This window comes from Runella sp. R0.1_18, from assembly GCF_057652155.1.
In genome coordinates this window covers 1-26,048 of sequence record NZ_JBYFCK010000015.1, presented here as the reverse complement: position 1 = coordinate 26,048, position 26,048 = coordinate 1, and the positions used below count along the sequence as shown (strand labels likewise).

Here is a 26,048-nt window from a genome sequence, read left to right as displayed (position 1 = left end):
AAGTAGTATTTTTTGTTAACTGTCTGAAAATTAGGGATTTTTTGCTTAATTGGAAAAAGGAAATGGCATTTGACGTAGCTGGTATTGCTTGGTTTGGTGGCGGCTTTATCGAAAAATACTACGCATATTCACTGGGCAAAATGCCAAATCGTTCAGTAAAGACCTTTGTGAAATAGGGCAGACTCTCAAAACCTACTTTATAAGCCACTTCTGACACGGTTCCTATTTTGTCTCGGAGCATCTGTGAGGCCAATTGGAGGCGGTAATTTCGGACGTATTCGGTTACGGTTTGGTTGGTGAGTGCTCTTAATTTACGACGAAGTTGGACCGATGTCAAATCCATCGCCTCCGCAAACTGCTCCACATCAAAGCTGCTTTCGGAATATTTTTGAGCCAAAACTTGCTCGATTTTTTGTAAAAATAACTCATTGATGGGTGAGACCGACACACTTTCTACTTCCACAGGTGCTGCTGGCAAGGCGACTGTGACGTTGTTGGCGTATTTTTGTTGCAATAATTGTTGCTTAAAGAGCAAATTTTTTACCCGTATCTGTAACTCTTCCGTGTGAAACGGTTTTGATAAATAATCATCAGCTCCTGTTTCAAGCCCTTCCAGTCGGTCGCTGAGGGTTGCTTTGGCAGTGAGCATCACGACGGGAATATGATTGGTACGGATGTCAGTTTTAAGGGCTTTACAAAATCCAAATCCATCGAGCCTTGGCATCATAACATCACAAATGACCACATCTGGAATCAATTCAATCGCTCTTTGAAGACCAATTTGGCCGTCTTGTGCTTCTTCGATGCGGTAGGTATTTCCAAAAATACTTCGGATGTAGTTTCGCAAATCGGGGTTGTCTTCTACAATGAGTAGCAGTGGGGCTTCGTCATTTTTCTCGTTAATAGAAGAGTCAATGAAAGCAGGCTTGTCCAAATTCGAGGGCGAATCTGAGTGTGCTTGTGTAGGTTTGTTTGGCTGTACGTATGCACCCCAGTTTGCTTCATTGCAGGGGAGAGTAATGATAAAAGTTGTGCCTTTTTCGGGCTTACTTGTGACGTCGATGGTTCCTTTAAGTGCCAAAACTAACTCTTTGACCAAGGCCAATCCAATACCTGTTCCTTCGTAATGCCGACGTTGACTATCATCGACTTGGTAAAATCGGTCAAAAATTCGAGGAAGCCGTTCGGGGTCAATACCAATTCCGTTGTCAGCCACGGTCAGTGTAAGGAGCGTCCCTTTCTCAGTCGTTCCCTCTTGGGGAGTAGCGTATTGAACATTGACAATGACCCGACCATTTTCATTGGTAAACTTAAAGGCGTTAGAAAGTAGGTTAGTGACGATTTTTTCCAGTTTATCTTCATCAAAATAGGCCAAGCACTTCTGATGACTCTGGGTACGTTCAAAGATGATTTGTTTGCTTTGCGCAAGTGACTCAAACGACGCAAACTGGTAGCGTAAAAAATGGGCTACGTCGGCATACTGAATGATGGGCTCTAACTTTCCAACTTCTAGCTTTGAAAGGTCAAGGAGTTGATTGATAAGATTTTGGAGTCGAGACAGGTTTCGTTGCATGACAGGAATCATGCTTTCCGCAGGGTACTTTTTTCCTAGCTCAGCCAGTGGACCCACAAGCAGGGTCAAGGGCGTTCGGAACTCGTGGGAGATGTTGGTAAAAAACCTGGTTTTAATTTCATCCAGTGCTACTAATCGTTCTGCTTCTTTTTTCTCAAAAGACAGTCGTTGCATTAATTCCTCCCGTCGCGTTTTTTGGCGGTAATAAACAAAGTAAGCTCCAAATAGAACGATAATAAGCACCAACGAAACGGCAACTACCCAAAAACGCGAATTTTGGGCTTGCTCATTGGCAAGTTCAGCTTGAAGTTTATTTTTTTCTACGTCAAACCGCACCGACGCTTCTGAGGTAATGGCTTTTATTTCTTGTTCGTTGCTGATAATCAATTCTTCATAATATCCTTTTCGGTGCAAATAAGCGTTTTTAAAATCACCGATTAGTGAATCGGCAATCATGCGATTTTTGTATAATACCGCTAACAGCGCGTGGTAATCCCGCTTATCTGGGTCAGCGTTTAGCGTGACAACTGCCTTCTGAAAATACTGCACGACCTCTGTTCTGTTTCCTTTTACCCCCGACACTTGGCACAAATTCCCATAAACTTTGGCAATGTCCCCGAGCCCTTTAGGTTTGTAACGTTGCCGATAGATAAGCTCTTGCTTAAAATAAGGTTCTGATTGGGCAGGGTTAGGGTAGTGGTTGAGGATAATCTCCCCAATGTTGCCGTTGATAGTGCCTATTTTTAAGCTATCTTTTTTTAGTCGGACTTGAGCAATCGCCAATTTGTTGTATTTAATGGCTTGCGTGTATTGGTTTAGATAGACCAAGCAATTGGCATAATTTTTATAAAAGTCAATACGGTAGTGATCAAAGGGCTCTTTGGATAAGTAGCGCTCGCCCTCTCTAAAATACTTGATAGCCGTCTTAAAATCAGACACTTGGTTCATATAATAAGTCCCAAGGCGGTTGAGCTTGTGGTCTGCCAACAAGACATGGTCGTAGCCTATTTTTCGAAAAAGTAAATCCGCTGTAAGAAAATGATTGACGAGTGTAATTGAATTGGCACGTTGGTCGTACAGAAGCAAAGCCATTGCAAATTCCACATAAGCCCTAACTCGTTCGGTTTCGGGGGTTTGCGGCATTTTTAGTAGTTCCTCCAGCGATTTTTTCAGTTCTAAGTACTTAGAACTATTTTTGGGTACTAGCTTAGAAGAGAAATACCTGGCTTTTACATAATTGTTAAAAATACGTAAGAGTTTGTCTTGTGTTTTGTCAGCATGATTCTCAAGAAACTTCAAATCGGTGGCCTTCGAAACACTATCTCGTTTTTCACTAGCCCAAATAAAGTGCATCTCTAGGCTATCCAATCGAGCTAGGTCTTTTAGCTTTAAAAACGAAACTACCTCAGGGCTTTGAGCCTTTACAGGTGTAAATGTAGCGAAAACCAGTATTAGAAAAAGTGGAAGAATTATCCAAAACTTGTGGTAAGCTCGTGGAGAATAACTACGCATTTGACGGTTTTGAAGGTTGTTGAGTAAAAATACATCTTTTTTCAATGTATGGGACGTAACCTTCCAAAAAAGATACCAAACGTAGTGTGAATGGGGAAAAATTAGGGCTGCTCGTCATTGACAAACAACCCTAATTGATTATTTATTGTACTTTGATCACTTTCAAGGTAGTTGATGTAGTTGAGTTGGATACTTTCAAGAAATACATTCCAGCCGGCAATTCACTTACGCCAAACTCTTCTTGGTGCGTGTCGGTTTCAGGCACAAATTGGCGACGTAACACTTCCCGACCCGCAGCATCCAATAACGTAGTTTGCACAACTTGCCCCTTGCTGTCTTGCACTTGCAGGCGGAGAATGTTGGTAATTGGGTTGGGGAGAACTTCAGGAAAACTGTTATCTACTACTTAATCTACCCCATTCTGACTATCTACCCAATTTACTAATCTTGAAATCTTGCCTATGATCAGAACATAAAACTCGTAATACATAACTCCCCGCTACATAGCCTTCCATTGAAATACTCTCCACATGACCAGATTCCAAATCAAACAATGAACGCCGATACAACTCCTCACCTCTCAACCCAACCAACACCACCATAACCTCTCCATTAATCGACTGGTTGAAACGTAACGACAAAATACTACCCACTGGATTACCCAAGATACTCACCCAAGAGTCAATAGATGAATCAACAGATATCCCAAACAAATCATCTACCCCAACTCGGAGACCACACGGAAAATTCGTCACCAATACCCCATTCTGCATCGTCAAAACACAGCCCGAGGACGATGTGCCTTCTACTGTGTATGTCCCCGTTTCAAGCGTCGAACCAAAACTCAACTTCTGACCTGTCCCTGATAATACATTGCTACCATATAACCCTCCATTGCGCTTCAACTGGTAATTAACACCTACTTGGGAACTGGATAACCCCAAAGAAACACTTCCGCTTCCACACAAACTGCCCCCACCCGTCACTTGAAACTTGCTCGGCTTGCTAACATTGTAGTAAACCACTTCTCCACTCGACTCCGTAATACATCCACTCGTCTTATCCTTGGCGATCACACGATAAGTGCCCCCAAAACTCGGAATACCAAAACTTAAAACGCCTCCATTTCCATTCACCTGCTGGCTAGTCCCCAACGAATTGTAGTACAACTGGTACAAGGTGTTCAATTCTGAACCAGAGGTTAAAATAGCAGAAACGTTATTACAGCCCAGATAGCCTCCCCCTGTGATACCAAATGGCGCTGCGGAGGGCTTGGCAACAATCGATGGTGCTGCTACTTTAACACTCTCACAACCAAGTGAACTTACACAACTCACCCAGTAACTAGGCATCTCGCGCGTAATGGTTATGGTAGAGCTTGGAAGGGGGAAATTAGGTGAATCTGATGAATACCACCGTATGGTATGAGCTCCACAATGAGCGGAGAGTGTCACGGTTTCACCTGGACAACCCGTCGTTTTACTCACAGTTACTTGTTGGGGAGGCACAGGAGGCACACCAATCGTCAAGGTAATCACGCCCGAGTAATTTGATTCACAACTCGCATCACAAGCTGCTTGGTAACGGTGGACTTGCTTATTGGAAGGTTGGTTAATTGGTGCAGTTGCCGACCACGCACTCCATGCACCGCTGCCCACTTGTACTCGCCAAACAGGCGAACCAGAAACACACGAACCTAGAACATTAAACTGTAAACTGTTAACAGAATTCGCATCCGTGTCGCAAAGAACGGGATTGTTGCCTTCGTTAAGCGTTTGTTGTAAAATAGAAAGTGTAATCGTTGGTTTGGTTTGAACAACTACTGTTACGCTACCCGTCATAGTAGCACTACAATTTCCTGAGCTATGAGTAGCTTCTACTGTGTAAACCCCTGCTACTTGCGTTCCAAAACTTAGTGTAGTGCCTGTTCCTGCTACGATGCTACCCGTATTGTTGCCGTCTTTTTTGAGCTGGTAGTTGATACCCATTTCCGAACCACTCAATCCTACACTAACCCCTGCACCATCAACACAATACACACCACCGCCCGTGACGTTGAATGCCATCGGAGCTGTTGAAGCGGTAATCATTTTCACCGTAGCATCGCTGTCTGTGCAACCCGCATTGGTAATGCTGAAATCTGAGTAGCTGCCTTGGGTTAAGCTGCTCAACGTAAACGCATTGGCAGAGACGTTGATAAGCGTTGATAAAGTCGTCGTGCCCTTTTTGTAATTCAAGGTATATTCACCGTTGGCTAAATTGGTGGTGGCAAAGGCAATGCTACCGTTGTTTCCTCCACAAGTGCTTGGGTTGGTGATTGTTCCTGCTGTGAGCGTTGGCGCTAGAGGGTCGTTCAAGGTTTTCACCGTAGCATCGCTGTCTGTGCAACCCGCATTGGTAATGCTGAAATCTGAGTAGCTGCCTTGGGTTAAGCTGCTCAACGTAAACGCATTGGCAGAGACGTTGATAAGCGTTGATAAAGTCGTCGTGCCCTTTTTGTAATTCAAGGTATATTCACCGTTGGCTAAATTGGTGGTGGCAAAGGCAATGCTACCGTTGTTTCCTCCACAAGTGCTTGGGTTGGTGATTGTTCCTGCTGTGAGCGTTGGCGCTAGAGGGTCGTTCAAGGTTTTCACCGTAGCATCGCTGTCTGTGCAACCCGCATTGGTAATGCTGAAATCTGAGTAGCCGCCTTGGGTTAAGTTGCTCAAGGTGAAGGCATTGGCGGAGACGTTGATAAGCATTGATAAAGCCGTCGTGCCCTTTTTGTAATTCAACGTATATTCACCGTTGGCTAAATTGGTGGTGGTAAAGGCAATGCTACCGTTGTTTCCTCCGCAAGTGCTTGGGTTGGTCGCTGCTCCCGCTGTGAGCGTTGGCGCTGATGGGTCGTTTAAGGTTTTGGCCGTAGCATCGCTGCCCGTACAACCCGCGTTGGTAATGCTGAAATCTGAGTAACTGCCTTGGGTTAAGCTGCTCAACGTAAACGCATTGGCAGAGACGTTGATAAGTGTTGATAAAGCCGTTGTGCCTTTCTTGTAGTTCAAGGTATATTCACCGTTGCCTAAATTGGTGGTGGTAAAAGCAATGCTACCGTTGTTTCCTCCGCAAGTGCTTGGGTTGGTCGCTGCTCCTGCCGTGAGCGTTGGTGCTAGTGGGTCGTTTAAGGTTTTGGCCGTAGCATCGCTGCCTGTGCAACCCGCATTGGTAATGCTGAAATCTGAGTAGCTGCCTTGGGTTAATCCACTCAAGGTAAAGGCATTGGCAGAGACGTTGATAAGCGTTGATAAAGCCGTCGTGCCTTTCTTGTAGTTTAAGGTATATTCACCGTTGCCTAAATTGGTGGTGGCAAAAGCAATGCTACCGTTGTTCCCTCCGCAAGTACTTGGATTGGTCGCTGTTCCCGTCGTGAGCGTTGGTGCTAGAGGGTCGTTCAATGTTTTGGCTGTAGCATCGCTGCCCGTACAACCCGCGTTGGTAATGCTGAATTCTGAGTAGCCGCCTTGGGTTAATCCGCTCAAGGTGAAGGCATTGGCTGTGATTTCTACGTTTTCCGTCAGCGAGGTTGTGCCCTTTTTATAAGTGAGGGTATAATTGCCGTTGGTTAAATTGGTGGTACTAAAAGCAATGCTACCGTTGTTTCCTCCACAAGTGCTTGGGTTGGTCGCTGCTCCTGCTGCGAGCGTTGGTGCTAGAGGGTCGTTCAATGTTTTGGCTGTAGCATCGCTGCCCGTACAACCCGCATTGGTAATGCTGAAATCTGAGTAGCTACCTTGGGTTAAGTTGCTCAATGTAAAGGCATTGGCAGAGACGTTGATAAGCGTTGATAAAGCCGTCGTGCTTTTCTTGTAGTTTAAGGTATATTCACCGTTGCCTAAATTGGTGGTGGCAAAAGCAATGCTACCGTTGTTCCCTCCGCAAGTACTTGGATTGGTCGCTGCTCCCGCTGTGAGCGTTGGCGCTAGTGGGTCGTTTAAGGTTTTCACCGTAGCATCGCTGCCTGTGCAACCCGCGTTGGTAATGCTGAAATCTGAGTAGCTGCCTTGGGTTAAGTTACTCAAGGTAAAGGCATTGGCTGTGATTTCGACGTTTGTCGTTAGTGAGGTTGTGCCCTTTTTATAAGTGAGGGTATAATTGCCGTTGCCCAAATTGGTGGTAAAAGCAATGCTACCGTTGTTCCCTCCGCAAGTGCTTGGGTTGGTCGCTGCTCCCGCTGCGAGCGTTGGTGCTAGTGGGTCGTTCAAGGTTTTGGCCGTAGCATCGCTGCCCGTACAACCCGTATTGGTAATGCTGAAATCTGAGTAGCTGCCTTGGGTTAAGTTGCTCAAGGTAAACGCATTGGCAGAGACGTTGATAAGCATTGATAAAGCCGTCGTGCCCTTTTTGTAATTCAAGGTATATTCACCGTTGGCTAAATCGGTGGTACTAAAAGCAATGCTACCGTTGTTCCCTCCGCAAGTGCTTGGGTTTGTGGCTGCTCCCGCTGTGAGCGTTGGCGTTAGAGGGTCGCTTAGGGTTTTTACCGTAGCATCGCTGCCTGTGCAACCCGCGTTGGTAATACTGAAATCTGAGTAGCCGCCTTGGGTTAAGTTGCTCAATGTAAAGGCATTGGCTGTGACGTTGATAAGCGTTGATAAAGCCGTCGTGCCCTTTTTGTAGTTCAAGGTATATTCACCGTTGCCTAAATTGGTGGTGGTAAAAGCAATGCTACCGTTGCTTCCTCCGCAACTGCTTGGGTTGGTGGCTATTCCCGCTGCGAGCGTTGGTGCTAGTGGGTCGTTTAGGGTTTTGGCCGTAGCATCACTGCCCGTGCAACCTGCGTTGGTAATGCTGAAATCTGAGTAGCCGCCTTGGGTTAAGTTGCTCAATGTAAAGGCATTGGCTGTGACGTTGATAAGCGTTGATAAAGCCGTCGTGCCCTTTTTGTAGTTCAAGGTATATTCACCGTTGGCTAAATTGGTGGTGGTAAAAGCAATGCTACCGTTGTTTCCTCCGCAAGTACTTGGGTTGGTGATTGCTCCCGCTGTGAGCGTTGGTGCTAGTGGGTCGTTTAAGGTTTTGGCCGTAGCATCGCTGCCTGTGCAACCCGCATTGGTAATGCTGAAATCTGAGTAGCCGCCTTGGGTTAAGTTGCTCAAGGTGAAGGCATTGGCAGAGGCGTTGATAAGCATTGATAAAGCCGTCGTGCCTTTCTTGTAATTCAAGGTATATTCACCGTTGCCTAAATGGGTGGTACTAAAAGCAATGCTACCGTTGTTTCCTCCGCAAGTGCTTGGATTGGTGGCTGCTCCCGCTGCGAGCGTTGGTGCTAGTGGGTCGTCCAAGGTTTTGGCTGTAGCATCGCTGCCCGTACAACCCGCATTAGTAATACTGAAATCTGAGTAGCCGCCTTGGGTTAAGTTGCTCAATGTAAAGGCATTGTCAGAGACGTTGATAAGCGTTGATAAAGCCGTCGTGCCTTTCTTGTAATTCAAGGTATATTCACCGTTGGCTAAATTGGTGGTGGTAAAGGCGATGCTACCGTTGTTACCTCCGCAAGTCGTTGGGTTAGTCACTGTCCCAGCGGTAAGGGTTATATTACATTCACCTGTTCCTTGAATGTTAAACGTATATGGATTTTCGTCACTGTCGTCATTCGCAATGCTGACCGTAGCTGTACGTAGCCCTACCGCACCTGGTGTAAATCCAATAGTAAAGGTGGTCGAACTTCCTGCTGCAACAGTAGCAGTAGGAAGGGCTGTTACTTGAAACTCAGCAGCATTTGTTCCAGTTACATTGACAATAGGTAATCCTGAAAGTGTCAATGAACTCGTTCCAAGATTTTCGATGGTAAAGGTTTTCGATACTGACCCTGTTCCAAGGGGTTTGTTCCCAAAATCAGTGCCGTTAGTCGTAGAGGGTGGATTGGTACCACTGCTGATATTCGCATTATTGCCTTTGACGTTGATTTCGGGCGCAGGGGCAATTCCCGTTCCTTGAATCGCGAAATTATAGGGGTTTTCGTCGGAGTCATTATTGGCAATGCTGATGGTGGCAGTACGTAGCCCCGCTCCACTGGGTACGAATCGCACCACAAAAGTGGTAGGGAGGACTCTAGCAATAGAAGTGGCAGGCAGGGTTGTTACGGTAAAGTCGCTGAAATGAGTGCCAGTAATTTCTACCAGCGGGTCGCCCGTCAAAAGTAAAAAGGGACTTCCAGTGTTTTCGATGGTAAACGTCCGCTCAATCATGCCCGTAGTCACCATTTGTTCTCCAAAATCTGTAAAATTAGTGAGACTAGGCGTAGTGCTGCCATCAGCAATAGAGATATTATTCCCTTTTACATTGATATCGACCTGATCATCGTTTAAGATACTACTCGTTGCTGAATTTGGAGTCCCAATGGTATAGTTTGTGCCGCTCGTGACGGTCAGGGTGACAGTTTCGGCGCTTTCTATTTCGCTATCTACGTAGGGGTCAACCTCAACGTAAGCACTCGTGCTTCCACTTGGAATGACGATACTCCCCCCGCTGCTGGTAAAAGTGCTTGCACCGATTATCTGGTAGTCGGTTGACGATGTAACTGGGTCGCCTGCGTATTTAGGTGTTGCTGTACCTCCTACGCTAAAATTAATGGTTAGGTCGCTTGTTGTCGCTGCCGAAGAGAGCGTAAATGTATATCGCAGATTGGTTCCTCCATCTTCGGCAATAAAGCTAGTTAAAGAAGATATCCTAACCGATGGTGTGTTAATATACGTAAAAGGCACAATGAAAGTACAGCTTCCTACACTAGGGGTTATTTTAGCGTATAGCGTTTGTGAGCCTGCGGGTAAGGTATTGGAAGGACTAAACGAATTAGGTTTACTAAATGTACCTGCTGAAATGCTGGCCGCAGCATCTCTATAAATCGCGATTGTGCTGGTATTACTGTTAGGATTGCCACTGTAGCTAAAAATGGGGACAGAGTTATTAACAACAATAGAGCTCGTTGGCGCATTATAAATAGGGTTATTTAGTACGAGAGACCCATATTTTAATACGTTATAGTTGAGGAAGTTTGAAGTGGTACCACTAAGTTCTCCGCCAATGTACATGTAACCATAATTTTGAACAGTTACTTGTGGATCAACATAAAAATAGCCTGTTGCGATAATAAACTGGGCACATGCAGCATTTGTAAAAGTTGCGGCAGAAGAAAGAAGCGTCCCCGTTCCACTGGTGCAATTGATAAGGCCGTTGTTAGTGATAGTGCCTTTTAGCCCAGAGAAAATACCATAAGGGCCATTGTATGTAATACTCCCATTATTTGTGAGCACCATGTTGTCCGTTGGTGTATAAGTGCTAAAGCCAGCCCCAACTCCACCCAAAGTAATACTCGCATTAAGAGCGTTATTGACGGTCATCGAACTTTGAAATGCGGCAAAACCCGTTGAAGAGATTTGGGCTTGGATGGTGCCGTTGTTGTTGATGGTCACATTGTTGGCATCTTCGGCATAAAAGGCGATGTACATACTGCCCGAACTGGCCTGTGCGATGGTCGTACCGTTGTTGGTGAAAGTACTTCCACTCTGGAAAATAATGCCATCACCATTGCTTTTTGTAACAGTCAGCGTCGCTCCGCTATTGACAGTAAGGCTGGTATTTTCCTGTAGCGTGATTTGGGAAACCGTTGTATTTCCAGTAACCACAGGCTGATTAGAGGCTGCCGCAATAATTACGGTGTTGCCTGCGTCAGGTACGCTGGCAGGCGACCAGTTGCAGGCGGTATTCCAGTCGGTACTGACAGCGCCTTGCCAAGTGATGGTTCCTGTGGGGGTTGCAACGGGCGAGCTCACAGTCAACGTTGCTGAGGCGGACTCTGCATTTCCACCACTGTTGGTGGCCACACATCTATACCGACGATTGTTTAAGCCTGTAACATCACCAATGGTTAGGGTTGGGGTCGTTACGTTGGAATAAGGCGTGGCATTACTCAGGTTGCTCCAGTTCATTCCCTCGTCGGTGCTTACTTGCCATTGATAACTAGCAGCATCTGTTGCAGTAATTGAAAAGGTAGTAGCTGTTCCTGCGCAAGTGGTTACTGAGGTAGGATTGGCTGTGATAACAGGAGCGGGAATATTATTCGTGTATAAAAAAGGAACAATAAAGGTACAAATTCCTCCTGAGAGAGTGATTTTGGCGTAGAGGGTTTGTTCTCCTCCAGGTAGAGAAGGGGAAAAGGTATTAGAGGCTTGGGTAAATGTTCCTGCTGAAGTAGTGGCGGTGCTATTGGTAAAAATTCCATCGACGGTCGCGTTGTTACTTGCACCAAATGTAAAAAATGGGGATTTGTTGTCATCAAGTAGAATGCGGTTGTTGATAAGCGTACCAGTGTTGTTGAGGGTTTCATACTTTAGTACCCCATTGTTGGTAATCGTACCCCCATTGTGCAACCACCAATACACTTGTAGCAAGCCATTGTTGTTGAATGTTCCCTCGTTTCGGAAGTCATTGTTATTGGCAGACGTAAAAAAGATTTTACCGCAAGAGTTATTGTTAAATGTGGCCCCAGGTTCATTGGCAATTCCGAAGCCACTTGACACATTGATAGTTCCTGTATTGGTTACAGTACCACCTCCATTTACTAACATTGCGTATATATTCGCCGCAGTGGAGTTAAAATTAATGGTGCCACTATTAATCAAGGTAGCAGCATTCTCCAAAATGAAGCCATTTGAGATAAATTGACTTACGTTGAGAACTCCCCCGCTATTGACGGTCAGTTGTCCACCTGTCAAAATATGTACCAGAGTAACACTGACATCGGAGCTAATAACAGGATGAGTTGCCGTGTTGGGGATAGCGACGGCATCAGCAGCGCTTGGGACAGCGCTAGGTGTCCAGTTGGAAGGGTTTGTCCAAGCGTTGTTCGCAGAGCCATTCCATGTGTAGTTCAGCGCAAGTGCTGCCTGTTGGACTACCAAAACCAAGAATAAAAATAAGAGCTTTTTCATGGGTAGAAGAGAGTAATTATAGCGATTGAGAAAAACATAATTTGGGTAGTGGCTCAAAAGGAGGAGGGGATGTTTCGTCAAACAATCCCCTGTTTCCTCCTTTTCCCTTTCTACCACGAAAGTTCAAAATAAAGGTCATTGAGAAAGGGCAAGGCTATCGCCTGAGCACCTTTTTTGGGTGACCTTGCAGAGTAGGGCAAACCGTGATGTAGGGGGAGTGGTATTAAGAGTTTTTCATACGTTTTGAAAGATTAAAGCAATTTCATGGGTCGTAAAAAATTAGGTGTTTTTTATCCAATTGGATGACACAAAGGTGGGGAATGTTGGGCATAGGGCATTAACTCAAAATGAACAATCTTTTGCTCATTTTGAACTTGTAACATGGCCATTTTTAGCCTCTCAGAAGGTATTTTAGATTCTTTTCCTCATTTTGAACAATCTTTTCCTCATTTTGAACAAATGGGGGTTTTGTTTGAAAAATAGATTCAAAATGGGGTTTTCAGGGCAGGTGATTATTTTTGTTGATAAGCGACAGGAATCATCAAATTAAAAGTCGTTCCTTTTCCCAAAACACTTTTCACTCCAAATGAAATCTGGTTTCTTTGAAGGAAGCGACCAATAAGAATCATCCCTAGTCCCCGTGGAGTATTTTGACTTATTTCTGGATGGTGAAGGGTGTTGGTAAGCTGGCTGAGTTTTTCTGTGGACATTCCTTGCCCATTATCTTCGACGGTGAGTTCAACATGATTATTGGTTTTGTTGTAGGCTGCTTTAATCAGGATTTCGCCACCTTGTCGTAGGTTTTTGGAGGCGTTATCTATTAAATTACGGATGATCAAATCGCAGGCATTTGCGTCCATATACACCACTAAGTCAGTAGGACACGCTATAGTGATTGTCGCCTGTTTGTAAGAAGTAACTTGTTGGTATAGATGGGTGATGGGAAGAATTTTTTCGAGCAGAACAAGCCGTTCGGGCGAGTGTGGCAATTCATGACGTTGACTCAATGCCCAACTTAGTAAATTGTCAAGTAGCACCCTGATGCGCAGGCCCATTTGATCAATGCCATCCGAGATTTTTTTTAATTCATCATAGCGTTTCGTTTCAATATAGAACTTTATCACTTCTGCCATTTCTTGAAAGCTATTGAGAGGGCTTCGTAAATCGTGCGCAATGATTCCGAAGAAATAATCGCGGACTTGGTGAAGCTGTAAAATTTCATCGTACGCATTTTTGAGTTTAGCATTAGTCTGCCGCAGGCGATACAGGAGAAAAATGGTTACCAAAAACGCGAGTGTAATTGCCCCCCCCACGCCCATAAATAACTTATTTTGCGACTCTACGAGTCGTTTTTCTTGTTCTAATGCTTTAGCACGAGCTTCTTTTTTCTCGACTTCATATTCAACAACGGCGTTTTGGAGCTTCGTTTTTGTGCTAAAAAGATTGTATTTTTCGGCATAGGTGTAGATACTGTCCGCCCACACTGCCGCTTCTTTATACCTCCGCAAGCCTACTAGGGAAGCATGGATACCCATACTTATATCCCAGCGATATTTAAAAGTCCAATCACCTAAGGTATGAGCTCGTTTCATTGATTGCTGATAATAGAATAATGCTTGCTCATATTTTTGTAACATTTCACTAAAAAGAGCAAGGTTATAGAGAGAGGACATCGGAATACTTGTGCCTCGGTACTGTTGAAAGAGTTGAACAACCTCAAGGGTGTATTTCTGTGCTTCTAGTAGTTGCTGTTTTGATTCATAAATAGCAGCTAAAATATTTAATAAGAATGGCTTATAGCTAATATATTGAGGGTGCTGTTCAATCAAAGAAAGCGCTTTTTTGAGTTCGGCAATAAGCTTGGTACTTTGAGTAGTAAATGCTTCTCTCCCCACAAATCGAGCATAAGCATAATAATATAGAATCTTTAACTCAGGGTTTGAGGTGTTTTTACAAAGCGCCATTGCCTCCTCTAAATATTGATGCCCAAATTGGGTATTTTTAGGTGAGTTTGTTTCTCTTTCAAGCATAAGCATCCCCATGTTTAGCAGAGCTGAGACCGTCCCAGTCGTATCGTGATGGGTCTTATAATGTTCGTATGCCAACTTACTGTAGTTATAAGCCTCTTCAATCTTATTTTGTGAAGCTTTTTGCTTGGCTAAAAAATAGAAGTAATGGCCTTTGATTTGTGGAAAGGTGTTTAGTTCACCTTTGAGTTGGTCAATATAGATGCTTGTCCCTTTTTCATTGGTCTCCCATAGGTCGAGGTTTTTGCAAAGACTTAAAAGTGTCGAAACTTTTGCGGTGCCTGTTTTTTGGGGAAGGGTTTGGGCGAGGCTATCGGTATTAGCCGTCATAAAAACTTGCCCAAGGGTAGGGACTTGTGCGTATAGGGGTAATGTAGTCGCAATGAATATGCCTAATAAGAGTAGAATAAGTTTCATGGTGGGTAGAGCAGTTAGAGTTTTTGAGATAAGGAGGAGTTAAACAGCTGTCTTTTCGCAAGTTCGGAAAAAACAGCTGTTTAACGGTTATTTACAAAACATGATTTTTGTTATGTTTTGATTTTTCTTCAAAAAGTAACAGCCCCAATTAGCTTTTTGTGTTTCTAACTACGAAGATGAGAGGAAAGGTTGGCTGATTCTCTGAAAGTTATCTGGTATTTTTTTGGGGTCATTCCAAAATATTTTTGAAACATTTTATTGAATTTGATAGAAGAATTTGCACTGTAACCTACCAATCTGGTAACCTCTACGGCTTTGTACCCAGATTTTAGGAGCAAAGAAGCCTGTGTCATTCTTTTATCCATGTACATCTGATAGAGCGTTTTTCCATGCACGCGCTTAAAAAGCAATTTTAGCTTCATGACACTTATACCGTGTTTTTTGGCAATCTGAGTTTCAGTAGGTATGGGCTGAGAAAAGTCACCGTTAAGGTACTGCTGCATTAATTCTTTACATAATTGCAAGTCACGAGGTTTCGTTGAGGAATGCCCAATTATTTCTTCCGACCGTTGAGCATTTACCACTGTTTCCTCTTGGCCAACCCTCTTAACTGGAGCATGTAGGTTTGTGGGCTGGTCAATACTGGAAACCGTTGTGGGTTGTAACTGAAAAGGTATTCCTTCATATATAAGAAACTGCGTCAGTTTTATCACGCTTTCCTGACTGATTCGAACGGAGAATCCAAGTGTGTCCATAATGATCTGATTTAAAATTTTTAAAAGTAGGTTAAAACATTGTAAAAAAATTAATTAATAGGGTTATTATAAATGTGTAAACTGTCCAATTAGTTTTTTATTTATACTGACTCAATTAACACTTGTATTTACATTCCCAATAATCGGGCTATTTTGAAGGAAAACAATGTATAAAGGGGATATAATGCGCAATAAGTACACGATGTGTGATGCTTTCGATTGAAATATCACCTTGACCTGCATTTTGTCCCCGTTTGTAGTAGTCTTTTGCTTAGATAACTTGGTATGGCTTTATATGTGTACGTATCTTTATGACATAAAATAAATTTATAAACAGTTATGAAAGTATTAGTAGTTGAAGATGATCCATTATGGCAGTCAAAGCTTCAGATGATGCTTCTTCAGTATAAACATGATGCTTCTATTCGGTTAGCTTCTTCTTTATCAGAGGGGGAGGAAATAGTGGTGAGGTGGGAGCCTGATTTAGTAGTTTCGGATATTGTGCTTCCTGATGGGCTCTCTTATGACATATTTAATATTCCTAATAGAACATACCCAGTGATCTTTTTGACGGGGCATCCGAATAATGATTATTTGAAATCAATACTGACCTTGCCCAAAACAATGTTCATTGTGAAGCCTTTTCATCAGCTAAGTTTACAGGCCATGATTGAGCACCTATTACCGCCTGCTCCGTCGCAAGAAGGATTGATGATCCCTGGTAAGTTCCGAAAGAAGCTTTTCTTGCCCTATGAAAAAACTATATACATTAAAGCAGACCGCAACTACGTTCATTTTCAAACAACTGAGCGTCGCTATAGCATCAAGCGTTCATTACGGACTGTGCTCCACGAATTAGACGCTCGTTTTTTGCAAGTTCACAAAGCGTTTGTCGTTAATGGTGATTTTGCCACCCGCCTTGATTTGTCGGCGCAGGAGGTAATCGTCAATGGGAGTCCTATCCCCGTAGGGCGATCATTTCGTGAGAATCTTATCAGGCTGTTTAGCCAGTAAGGATACGCAATGAATACACACATAACTAGGTAAATGAGGTTTCTTTTCTATATCACACTATTTGTTGGACAGGTACAGGTTGGTATTTCTCAGGCGTTTAAGTTTGCTGACATACCTCCTGTATCAAAAATAGATAGTTTGGAAAAATGGACGGCTGGACATAAAAGCAAGCGAATGGAACGATTGCAAAACCTACTGGTACTTGAACGTACATACACGTGGGTGAATGCAAATAAACAGGGAAGATATTTTAAAGAAATTGAGCAGTTAATCCCTGCCTTCCCCAATCAATCGTTTGCCCAGCCGTCATTACAATACCTCAAAGCCTACTTCTTTTTTAAGAAGAGACAAACATACCAAGCATCTATTCACCTCAAAGACGCATTGGTTCAATTTGAACGTTTGGGTGATGCTTCTGGGATATTACATTGTTATGCTTTGTATGTACTTATACAGTCGTCAAATTTTGGTGATGCCGTGACCAAAAGTAGTCTTTTACAAAAAGAGTACATAGAGCGTATTCATAAAATCTTGAAAGAACACTACACCGTTCACGATTTTGTGCAGGCTCAGGTTGCCTTTCTAACATTAGGGTATTCTGATATCGTTAAGAAAAACTCAGCCATGCCTCAAGGTAGGAATGGGGTTAGTGAAGGATTGTATGTCACTGAGGGACATCGGCTAGAGGTAATGGCAGAGCAAGCGATAGCCTTGACACAGAAGGATACTTCTGTTGATTATGCACTAGATGATTTTCGAGCTCTGTTGGCAATCACATACTATGTCCAAAATAGAATGCTGGAATCGTTTGCTCTAAACTTAAAAATCTTAAATTCTCTCTCTGAACAACAAAGCCGTGAAAAAGCTACTGCGTACTTGAATTTATCTAACGACTGTAAATCGCTTGGCAAAATAAAGGAAGGAGAAGAGCTTGCGCTAAAAGGATTGGCTGTTTTGGATAAGTATGAAAAAGAAAATCATGTACTTCGCTGGGGATTGTTTAACAACTTGCAATGGTTTGAGGCTAAAAAGGGGAATTATAAGCAGGCACTAGAATATGAGTATCAGATGTTTCGGCATTATAGAAAACGAATTGAGGAGGAGAAAAATGATAAGATGCTGGACATACTGGCACAGTATGAATTTGAGCGAAAGCAAGAAAAAATAAAGCAGCTAGAAGAAGCTAAAAACCGAAACCTTGTTTTTTTACTAATAGCCATTTTGATTACTGTTGGTGTAAGCTTTTTAGGATATAAATTGTACAATGCAAACCAAAAAATTCAACTTTATTTCGGGACAAGAGAAAGACTTTTTGGGATAATTGCTCACGATTTACGCAGACCAATGCACGCTTTTCATGGGATAGGTGATTTAATTAGTTTTCATCTTAAACGAAAAGAATATGAGGCTATTGAACGATTCTCTAAGTCGCTGGATGAGTCAGGAATAGCTATCCAAAAAATGCTTGATAATTTGTTGAATTGGGTTTTGTCCCAAAGAAACGAATTACCGTATAACCCTACGTTGTTTCGACTTGCTACGGCCATCAATACGGTGATAGACTTGTACCAAAAAGTAAGCATTGTGAAGGGTATTTCGTTTGAAATCGACTGCGCCAAAGATATTTTGGTATATGCTGACTACAATGCAGTTGAGCTAATTTTACGCAATTTGATCGATAACTCGTACAAAGCGCTAGGCGAAAATGGAAAAGTGAGGGTAATTGCGAGGAATAGTAGCCCTGTTCAAGTAGAAATACAAATTAAAGACAATGGAAAGGGAATTTCGGTTGCCAAATTAGAAATGATCCAGAAAGTATTTCGTAAACCAGAACGAGCATTGGTAGGTGCGGAAGGCATGGGTATGGGCATGATTATGATTGGGCGATTTGTTCAGAAGAACAAAGGAACTATTTGGGTGGAAAGTTCGGAAGCCAATGGTACGAATTTTACAATAGTACTACCTAGGGTTCATAGGTAAAATCAATAAGAAGTCAATACGGTGGTAATGTGTAAGCACTCAATAAACTTGAGTGCTTTTTTGTTTGGTAGCCATTTGTTTAAATGATGGCATAGAATTTGATAGGGGTGATTTTTTTAATTAAACAATTAATTTTTTTCGATGATTATTGCTTACGTACCCATGAGTTGCATTTCGTCACCTTCAAGTAAATAAATTAAGTATCAATGGTATAAATGTTGCGTCTAAATAATTGCGATACTTAATAAATAAACCTCAATCAATGAATCGATAAAACAAAATTATTTAACATGTATTTATTGAAAATCAAACTTAATTGTTTGTATTATTTATAAAACATTCATGTTTTATACCAGTGTTATTTTTTTTGTCAAATATAAAAACTAATTTTTTCACAATTAATCTAATTACCCCTATGAAACTACTTCTTTCACGCTCACTTTTTGCGGCATTTTTGGTTGTAGCAGGTTATGCGAGCTCATTTGCGCAAACCACCGTTACCCTGCCGACGATTCCTTGTTCTAACTGCAACGGCCCTGGCGCATTTGCCACTACCGCACCAGGCTGTACGCCTGCTTTGGTAGGTGCACCTCTAACCATGTCATGGGGGGCGGCCTCAGGAGCTACCAGCTATACTATCATGATTGCGACCGATGCCACTATGTCTCAAAACGTGGCAGCTTATACCCAGATAGGAACTTCGCTCTCTGTACCTGCCTATGCTCTTAAACCAAGCACTACTTACTATTGGACGGTCTTTGCCAACAGTGCTACAGGCTCTACCAAAGCAACGGGGGGTGTTTGCTCATTTATAACCAATACGACATGGACGAGTACTTCGTTAACAAGTGGATTTCCAAACGGAAGTTCTAGTGATCAACTGCTGGCACAAGGTATTGCTGGTGGCTATTATACCTGCCAAAAAGGAGATGGTACATGCGCTTCGGGGGATAATATGCTTTGTAATCCCCAGTTTCAACAAGTTAATCCATCCAGCCCATTTGTGCCAAATTGGTCTTTGTCTAACGCAGGCTTCCAAGGAGCTGGTGGCTATGTCCATCCACAAGTTGCAGGTTACACTATTTTGGGGGTTGCTCTTGCAGGGGCAGGGTCAGGTATTCCGAGTACAGGCACTACAACAGGTATAAAATCTACGGCAGGCAGTACAGATATAAGCCAATGGCTTTATGTAAGTAACTCTTCATCGGCACCAATGAATTTTGAAGTGTCAGCATGGGCGAAAGGTGGTACAACAACGATAATTACTCCAGCATATGTACAATTTACGCTTGCATCTCAAGCAACCGCTCCAACTTCAGTCTCTACTGGCCAGATACCGATAAATTCTGCTTGGACACAATTTACAAGGACAGTGTCTCTACCAGCTGGGGCCGCAATACATTACATTAGCATACAGCTATATTATTATTCTGCCAATGCTACTGCGGGTAATGCATATTTAACGGATGTAAGAATGTGTAAATTATAGTATTATGCGTTGGTTGATTAGCTATTGTGTATTGTATGGACTGGCAATTCTACATGCTTTTGGTCAAGAACAGAGTAATGTACTTATTGGTAAGTTTGAAAACGCAGCTTTAGGTCAAGGGCGTACAGTAGTGTTGATGGGCTACGAGGGCAAACGCCCTCAGTGTATGGACACAACGGTGGTAGCCGCAGATGGTAGCTTTACCTTGCAATATCCTTCATTTTATCGAGGGATGGGTCAATTACAGGTAGAGGGAGTTCAAGGCGAAATCCCCGTTATACTGACTCCCGCTGAATCTAGGCCACAGCCGTTTACATTCACAAGCACAGGTAATTTGGTGTTTTCGCCCAATAGCCCGAATGGTTTGTATTATACCTATCGGCAAAAAGGAGATAAAGATTTGTCTCGTCTTGACCAAATCGGGAAACTCAGCCGCTACTATCAGCCCACTGAAGGGTTTGGTTTAGATTTGGCCGAAGAGCAAAAGAAGGTAGAGCTGGCTCGGAACCGATTCCTATCCGAGATAGATACACTCCGTGGTGATGTCGGGTATTTCTTACGATTACAGGAGAGCTTGATGACCATGAATATACTTTTGGAAGCACAGACACAACCGCCCCTCCAAAGGTTGAAAGATGCCCAATATCTGTTTGAACGGGTGTTTAATTTTGATGATGACCGCCTGTGGCACAGCGGTATCTTGCATCGGTTGGCATATAGCTACTTTCGGCTATCATCGGTATTGGAGGGAGGGGTTCAGCACGCCAGTGATTTTCTGGCGAGTAGCCTGGCAAACTCCCCCTACAAAAATACCTACATCGAAGAGATTATCGGGGTCATCCAAGCACAACCAACTATTGCGGAGTATTTTAGCCAAAAGATGTTGGAAGCAAACCAACAGTGCGACGACATCAAGGGCAACGATATGCCTAGCAAAATCAAGCGGCAACTGGAGCAGTACAGTCTATTGAAAGTAGGTAACACGGCTCCCGACGAACTTTTGCAAAATGGTAAGCACATCAGTGAACTACCAGCGGCTTACAAACTCATTGTGTTTTGGGCCAGTTGGTGCGAACACTGCCAAAAGGAAATCCCTGAGCTGCGGGCAATGTATGCCGACTTAAAAAAGCAGGACATCGAAGTGGTAGCGATGGGAATGGACGACAATGCCCAGATTCATCAGATTGTAAGTCAAGCCAATCCTTGGGTGAGCCATTTTGTAGGTCGAGATTGGAATGCTCCTACGACGCAGCGATACCATGTTTTTGGGACACCAACGTATTTTCTGGTGGATAAAAACAGGAAGATTGTCGCCCGCCCTAAATCAGTATCTGAGGTAGCTCAATGGCTGAACCGAAACAAAATGTAATGAAAGTGTTTGCTTGTCATTCCTACGTTAGAGAAAATCTAGTCGTCTGAGGGAAGTGGCTATAGATGCTTCGTCCCTCAGCATGACAAAACATATGGCATGGCAAGTTAAATCAATTAGGTAATCTGTTGACTGACAAAAAGGTGAACAGAAGGGGATTTAAAAATCAAAAACTTTAGGAAATCATGAAAAAATTCATTTTTCAACTTATAACTCTTTGCCTGTTGTCAGTAGCAGGCTATTGCCAATTCAGTGGCAGCACTTCATACGTATTGACCGCCGCCTCAGGAGGCAGCAACTATCAGTGGTACAAAGATGGAACCGCTATCAGCGGCGCCACGTCGGCGTCTTATACCGCAACGGCTCCAGGTGCCTACTATGCTGCTTTCAATAACGGTACCTGTAATACGACTACGCCTACGACGGTTATTGCCAATTCGGGCACATCAGTTACGTTCAATGCGTCTTCTACCTCTGGAACGTATCAATGGAACAACGCAAGCAGTGGGACTGCTACGGCCATCAGCGGAGCAACGAGCGCAACGTATGCTACCACCACGGGTGGGATTTATAACGTGACCGTAACAGGTAGTTCGTGTACGCCTACCTCCAACAATTATTATTTGTATTATTTATCAACGTCTTCTGGACCTTGCGCCGCTGGGACAACCGCCCCTAGTGTCAACTAGCTGCGGGAGTTTTAATTAAACAATGGAGCGCGAATCGAAAATCAGAGAAATGATTTCGGTTTATAGCGCTGAAATGTTTGATTGTTCGTAGAAGCAGTTCTTTATGACAAGACTTTGAGATGCTATATCGCCTTATGGGCGAGAATGGGTGTTTTTTGTCTAAAAAAACAGGGTTTTATAGTGATTGAAGCTATATACGTTGTTTTCGTAAAGTCCGAATAAGCTTTTAAATCGAGTTTGTACGTCAGTGCTAATTTTTTCTACCCCTTGTTTCAAAGAGCATCAGTTACCCAGTACAGCGCGGTTTCAAAAAGTAAAACGATGATAAAATGGATACATAACCAATTAATGAGAATGATCATTTATACACCAACATACAGGGGGGGATGGGGTCTGATTTTACTGATGCTGTGGGTAATTCGTACAGCTTTCGGACAAATTAGTATCACCAACTCCTGTCCAGCCACGACGGTCAACTTGACGACGCACGTGACTGGGACTCCCCCCTCAGGCACGACGGTGACGTGGCATACGGGCACTCCCGCCACGTCGGCCAATAAAGTGGCCGATGCTTCTATGGTAGGCGCGGGGACGTACTACGCGGCTTATTTTGACGCGACCAATAGTTGTTACAGCCCAACTTCAATGCCAGTGCAGGTAACAATCAATAGTTGTGGTACGATACAAGCAACCAATGCCTGTCCCGCTACGACAGTAAACCTGACGACGCACGTAACAAGTACGCCGCCAGCGGGCACGACGGTGACGTGGCATACGGGAACTCCTGCGACGTCGGCCAACAAAGTGGCTGACGCTACGATGGTAGTAGCGGGAACGTACTACGCGGCTTATTTTGACGCGACCAATAGTTGTTACAGCCCAACTTCAACACCAGTGCAGGTGACAATTAATAGTTGTGGCACGATACAAGCGAGCAATATATGTCCTGCGACGACGGTGAACCTGACGACGCACGTAACAAGTACGCCGCCAGCGGGTACGACGGTGACGTGGCATACGGGCACTCCCGCCACGTCGGCCAATAAAGTGGCTGACGCTACGATGGTAGGCGCGGGGACGTATTACGCAGCTTATTTTGACGCGACCAATAGTTGCTATAGCCCAACTTCAACGCCAGTGCAGGTTACAATCAATAGTTGTGGTACGATACAAGCGAGCAATACATGTCCTGCGACGACGGTAAACCTGACGACGCACGTAACAAGCACGCCGCCAGCGGGCACGACGGTAACGTGGCATACGGGCACTCCCGCCACGTTGGCCAATAAAGTGGCTGACGCTACGATGGTAGGAGCAGGAACGTACTACGCGGCTTATTTTGACGCGACTAATAGTTGCTATAGCCCAACTTCAACGCCAGTACAAGTAACAATCAATAGTTGTGGCACGATACAAGCAACTAATACCTGTCCTGCCACGACGGTGAACTTGACGACGCACGTTACAAGTACGCCGCCAGCGGGCACGACGGTGACGTGGCATACGGGCACACCTGCTACGGCAGCAAACAAAGTGGTCGATGCCACGATGGTAAGCGCAGGGACATACTATGCAGCATATTTTGATGCAACAAATAGTTGTTACAGCCCTACTTCTACGCCAGTACAAGCAACAATAACTATCTGTCCACCCGCTAACCTTCCTCCTAAGGCGAACCCAGACGTTGCAGTAACGCCACAAGATAAACCAGTGAATGGGAATGTGTTGACCAACGACGACGACCCGCAAGGGGGCACGTTGGTGGTAACAACCACGCCAGTGACGCCACCGACAAAAGGTACGGTGACATTGCAACCTGACGGAAGTTTTGTTTATACGCCGACGCCAGGCAAGACGGGCGAGGACGTATTCTGCTACGAAGTAAGCAATGCACAAGGGTTGAAAGACACAGCTTGTGTGACGGTGGATATAGTACCGACTCCCATTGCGGGCAATGATGCGCCCGTGGCAGTGGATGACAACACGGAGACGTTGAAGAATACACCTGTAACAATCAATGTCAAAGCCAACGACGGTGACCCCGATGGCGGAGATGTGTTGGGAATACCGACGAAGATTAGTAACCCAACCAACGGCACGGCGACGGTAAACCCAGATGGCACGATTACCTACACGCCGAATACTGGCTTTGTGGGGACAGATACATTCAAATATTCTGTGTGTGACAATGGTGTACCGAGCAAGTGCGACACGGCGACGGTGAATGTACGGGTGAACGAACCCGTGGCGGGCAATCAGCCACCGATAGCGGTGGACGATGCCAAGCTGACGAATGTAAACACGCCAGTATCGGGTACAGTAGCGTCCAACGACTACGATCCTGACAATAATGTACCGCTGAGCTTTACGAAAGTGACGAACCCGACCAACGGGACAGTGACGGTAAACAGCGATGGTAGTTATACTTATACACCTACCACAGGCTACATCGGCAACGACAGTTTCAGCTACAAAGTGTGCGACAGTGGCAGTCCTAGCAAGTGTGACACGGCTACAGTGAGCATAGCGATATTGGATGAGCCGTTGGCAAAGCTTCAAGTAAAAATATTATTACAGGGAGCTTTGTTTGGTACTACCGATGGCCTGATGCGTGATGACTTGAGAACAGGAGGCTATCTGCCGTTGACCGAACCGTATGCTGCCTTGAATATCGCCTTGGGTACCGACCGCTATAAGGCTGTGAATAGCGGCGGCGAAACCACCACTACGGCCGTATTGGCCGCCAATGCAGGCACTGCCAACGCGATTGTGGATTGGGTATTTGTTGAATTGCGTAGTAGCGTCGATCCAACGCAGATAGTACGCACCTTCTCTGCTTTAGTTCAACGTGACGGTGACGTAGTATCGGCAGCGGATGGCACTTCGCCGCTTACCCTCCAAAATACCCCTGGTACTTCCTATTTCGTAGCAGTAAAACACCGCAACCACTTGGGAGCGATGACAGCCTCGGCTGTTGCACTAACGACCACTGGTACGTTGGTGGACTTTACGACGATGAGCGACGCACAGCAGTGGAACCGTCCGACGGTAGGTACCGACAATTACGATGGTTTTGAGCAAAACAAGACGGTACTTACGGGGAAAAATGCGCTCTGGGCGGGAAATGCGGTGGCAGATAATAAGCTCAAATACGATGGTTCTGGTACAGATTTAGCCAAAATATTGAACGAAATATTGGTGGATTTTGCAGCGACTACCTACAACTTCAACAATGGGTTTGGGTACAAGCAGGGTGACATCAATATGGATGGTAAGGTGAAGTATGCGGGCAGCGCCAACGACGTCATCTATATACAGAACAACGTGTTGTTGTATGGCCTCAACACGGGGCAGTTATACAATTACAACAATATGTTTGAACAACTGCCCTAAAGCGATGAAGGCCGATGAGCAGCATACGCTCATCGGCCTTCATTACTCCAAGGTTCACTCACTGTAACCAGAACTTCAATAAACATAAGTAATTATGAAACAAATATTCATTTTTCTATGCGGACTTTTACTGCTTTGTGGTAGTGTGGTCGCCCAGAAAGTTGACTTTACAGTCCGCTACAATTCCTCTTCGGGCGAGTACGAAGTCTATGGGCGTCCCAACTTCAGCGCTGCTGCGTTTAACGTAGGTGGCGGCTCGCAGTTGACCGTTGTGCTGCCGCAGAGTGTAGCCAATAATGCCCTAACGATTACCTCCGTTAATGGAGGCGTATGGGTGGATAACTCCCGTATATATGCCCCCACAGCAGCATCGACGCTGGATTTTCATGGGGTATCGACCACGGGTGCGCCGATGGCGTGGACTTCGGGGGCAGAAACGCTTCTCTTTAAATTTACCCTTGCTGGCGGCTGCGTGGCGGGGGTGCGTCTGTTTGAAAATGCTACGGATCCCCAATCCAACGCGGCTGGGATGCTTGGTGGAGACTTTAATAATTATTTTGCCAATGCCCTCAACTTTGCTGATGTTTATCAGAGCAATTATAACAATTCGGGGACATCGTGCGCCATAGCGCCAAAAGCGAACCCAGACATTGCGGTGACACCACAAGATAAACCAGTGAATGGGAATGTGTTGACCAACGACGACGACCCGCAAGGGGGAACGTTGGTGGTGACAACCACGCCAGTGACGCCACCGACGAAAGGAACGGTGACGTTGCAACCTGACGGAAGTTTTGTTTATACGCCGACGCCAGGTAAAACGGGTGAAGATGTGTTCTGCTACGAAGTGAGTAATGC

Annotated in this window: 11 protein-coding genes and 1 pseudogene; 7 read left to right on the top strand and 5 right to left on the bottom strand. The window is 44.5% G+C overall.

Going from position 1 to position 26,048, the window contains the following annotated elements; translation table 11 throughout:
* Window positions 1-118: 118 nt before the first annotated feature.
* The 5 genes and pseudogenes from AC23P2_RS22360 to AC23P2_RS22340 form a co-directional block, all read right to left on the bottom strand.
* Window positions 119-3,130 (bottom strand): hybrid sensor histidine kinase/response regulator transcription factor, encoded by a 3,012-nt coding sequence (locus AC23P2_RS22360; protein ID WP_487775266.1) that lies wholly within the window; start codon window positions 3,128-3,130, stop codon window positions 119-121.
* Between the two features lie 97 nt (window positions 3,131-3,227).
* Window positions 3,228-3,455, bottom strand: a pseudogene (locus AC23P2_RS22355) (T9SS type A sorting domain-containing protein); the annotation flags it as partial.
* Window positions 3,456-3,510: 55 nt separating this feature from the next.
* Window positions 3,511-12,057, bottom strand: a complete 8,547-nt coding sequence (locus AC23P2_RS22350; RefSeq protein ID WP_487775265.1) for a beta strand repeat-containing protein — start codon at window positions 12,055-12,057, stop codon at window positions 3,511-3,513.
* A 512-nt stretch (window positions 12,058-12,569) separates the two neighbouring features.
* Entirely contained in the window at window positions 12,570-14,501 is a 1,932-nt protein-coding gene (locus AC23P2_RS22345; RefSeq protein ID WP_487775264.1) for an ATP-binding protein, read from the bottom strand.
* Between the two features lie 164 nt (window positions 14,502-14,665).
* Window positions 14,666-15,256, bottom strand: coding sequence for a helix-turn-helix transcriptional regulator (locus tag AC23P2_RS22340; protein WP_487775263.1), 591 nt, complete (start codon window positions 15,254-15,256; stop codon window positions 14,666-14,668).
* 339 nt (window positions 15,257-15,595) lie between these two features.
* On the opposite strand from AC23P2_RS22340, the gene AC23P2_RS22335 reads away from it, so the two are divergent.
* The 7 genes from AC23P2_RS22335 to AC23P2_RS22305 form a co-directional block, all read left to right on the top strand.
* A complete protein-coding gene (locus AC23P2_RS22335; RefSeq protein ID WP_487775262.1) occupies window positions 15,596-16,270 on the top strand; it encodes a LytR/AlgR family response regulator transcription factor in 675 nt (224 codons plus the stop codon).
* Between the two features lie 222 nt (window positions 16,271-16,492).
* Window positions 16,493-18,250 carry a sensor histidine kinase gene (locus AC23P2_RS22330; protein ID WP_487775261.1) on the top strand — a complete coding sequence of 586 codons (1,758 nt, stop codon included), beginning with the start codon at window positions 16,493-16,495 and terminating at the stop codon, window positions 18,248-18,250.
* 415 nt (window positions 18,251-18,665) lie between these two features.
* A complete protein-coding gene (locus AC23P2_RS22325; protein ID WP_487775260.1) occupies window positions 18,666-19,739 on the top strand; it encodes a hypothetical protein in 1,074 nt (357 codons plus the stop codon).
* A 4-nt stretch (window positions 19,740-19,743) separates the two neighbouring features.
* Window positions 19,744-21,108 carry a TlpA family protein disulfide reductase gene (locus AC23P2_RS22320; RefSeq protein WP_487775259.1) on the top strand — a complete coding sequence of 455 codons (1,365 nt, stop codon included), beginning with the start codon at window positions 19,744-19,746 and terminating at the stop codon, window positions 21,106-21,108.
* A 185-nt stretch (window positions 21,109-21,293) separates the two neighbouring features.
* On the top strand, window positions 21,294-21,797 hold the full coding sequence (locus AC23P2_RS22315; RefSeq protein ID WP_487775258.1) for a hypothetical protein: 504 nt from the start codon (window positions 21,294-21,296) through the stop codon (window positions 21,795-21,797).
* 354 nt (window positions 21,798-22,151) lie between these two features.
* Entirely contained in the window at window positions 22,152-25,190 is a 3,039-nt protein-coding gene (locus tag AC23P2_RS22310) for an Ig-like domain-containing protein (protein ID WP_487775257.1), read from the top strand.
* Window positions 25,191-25,284: 94 nt separating this feature from the next.
* The coding region (locus AC23P2_RS22305; RefSeq protein ID WP_487775256.1) for an Ig-like domain-containing protein at window positions 25,285-26,048 on the top strand (764 nt) is incomplete at its 3' end.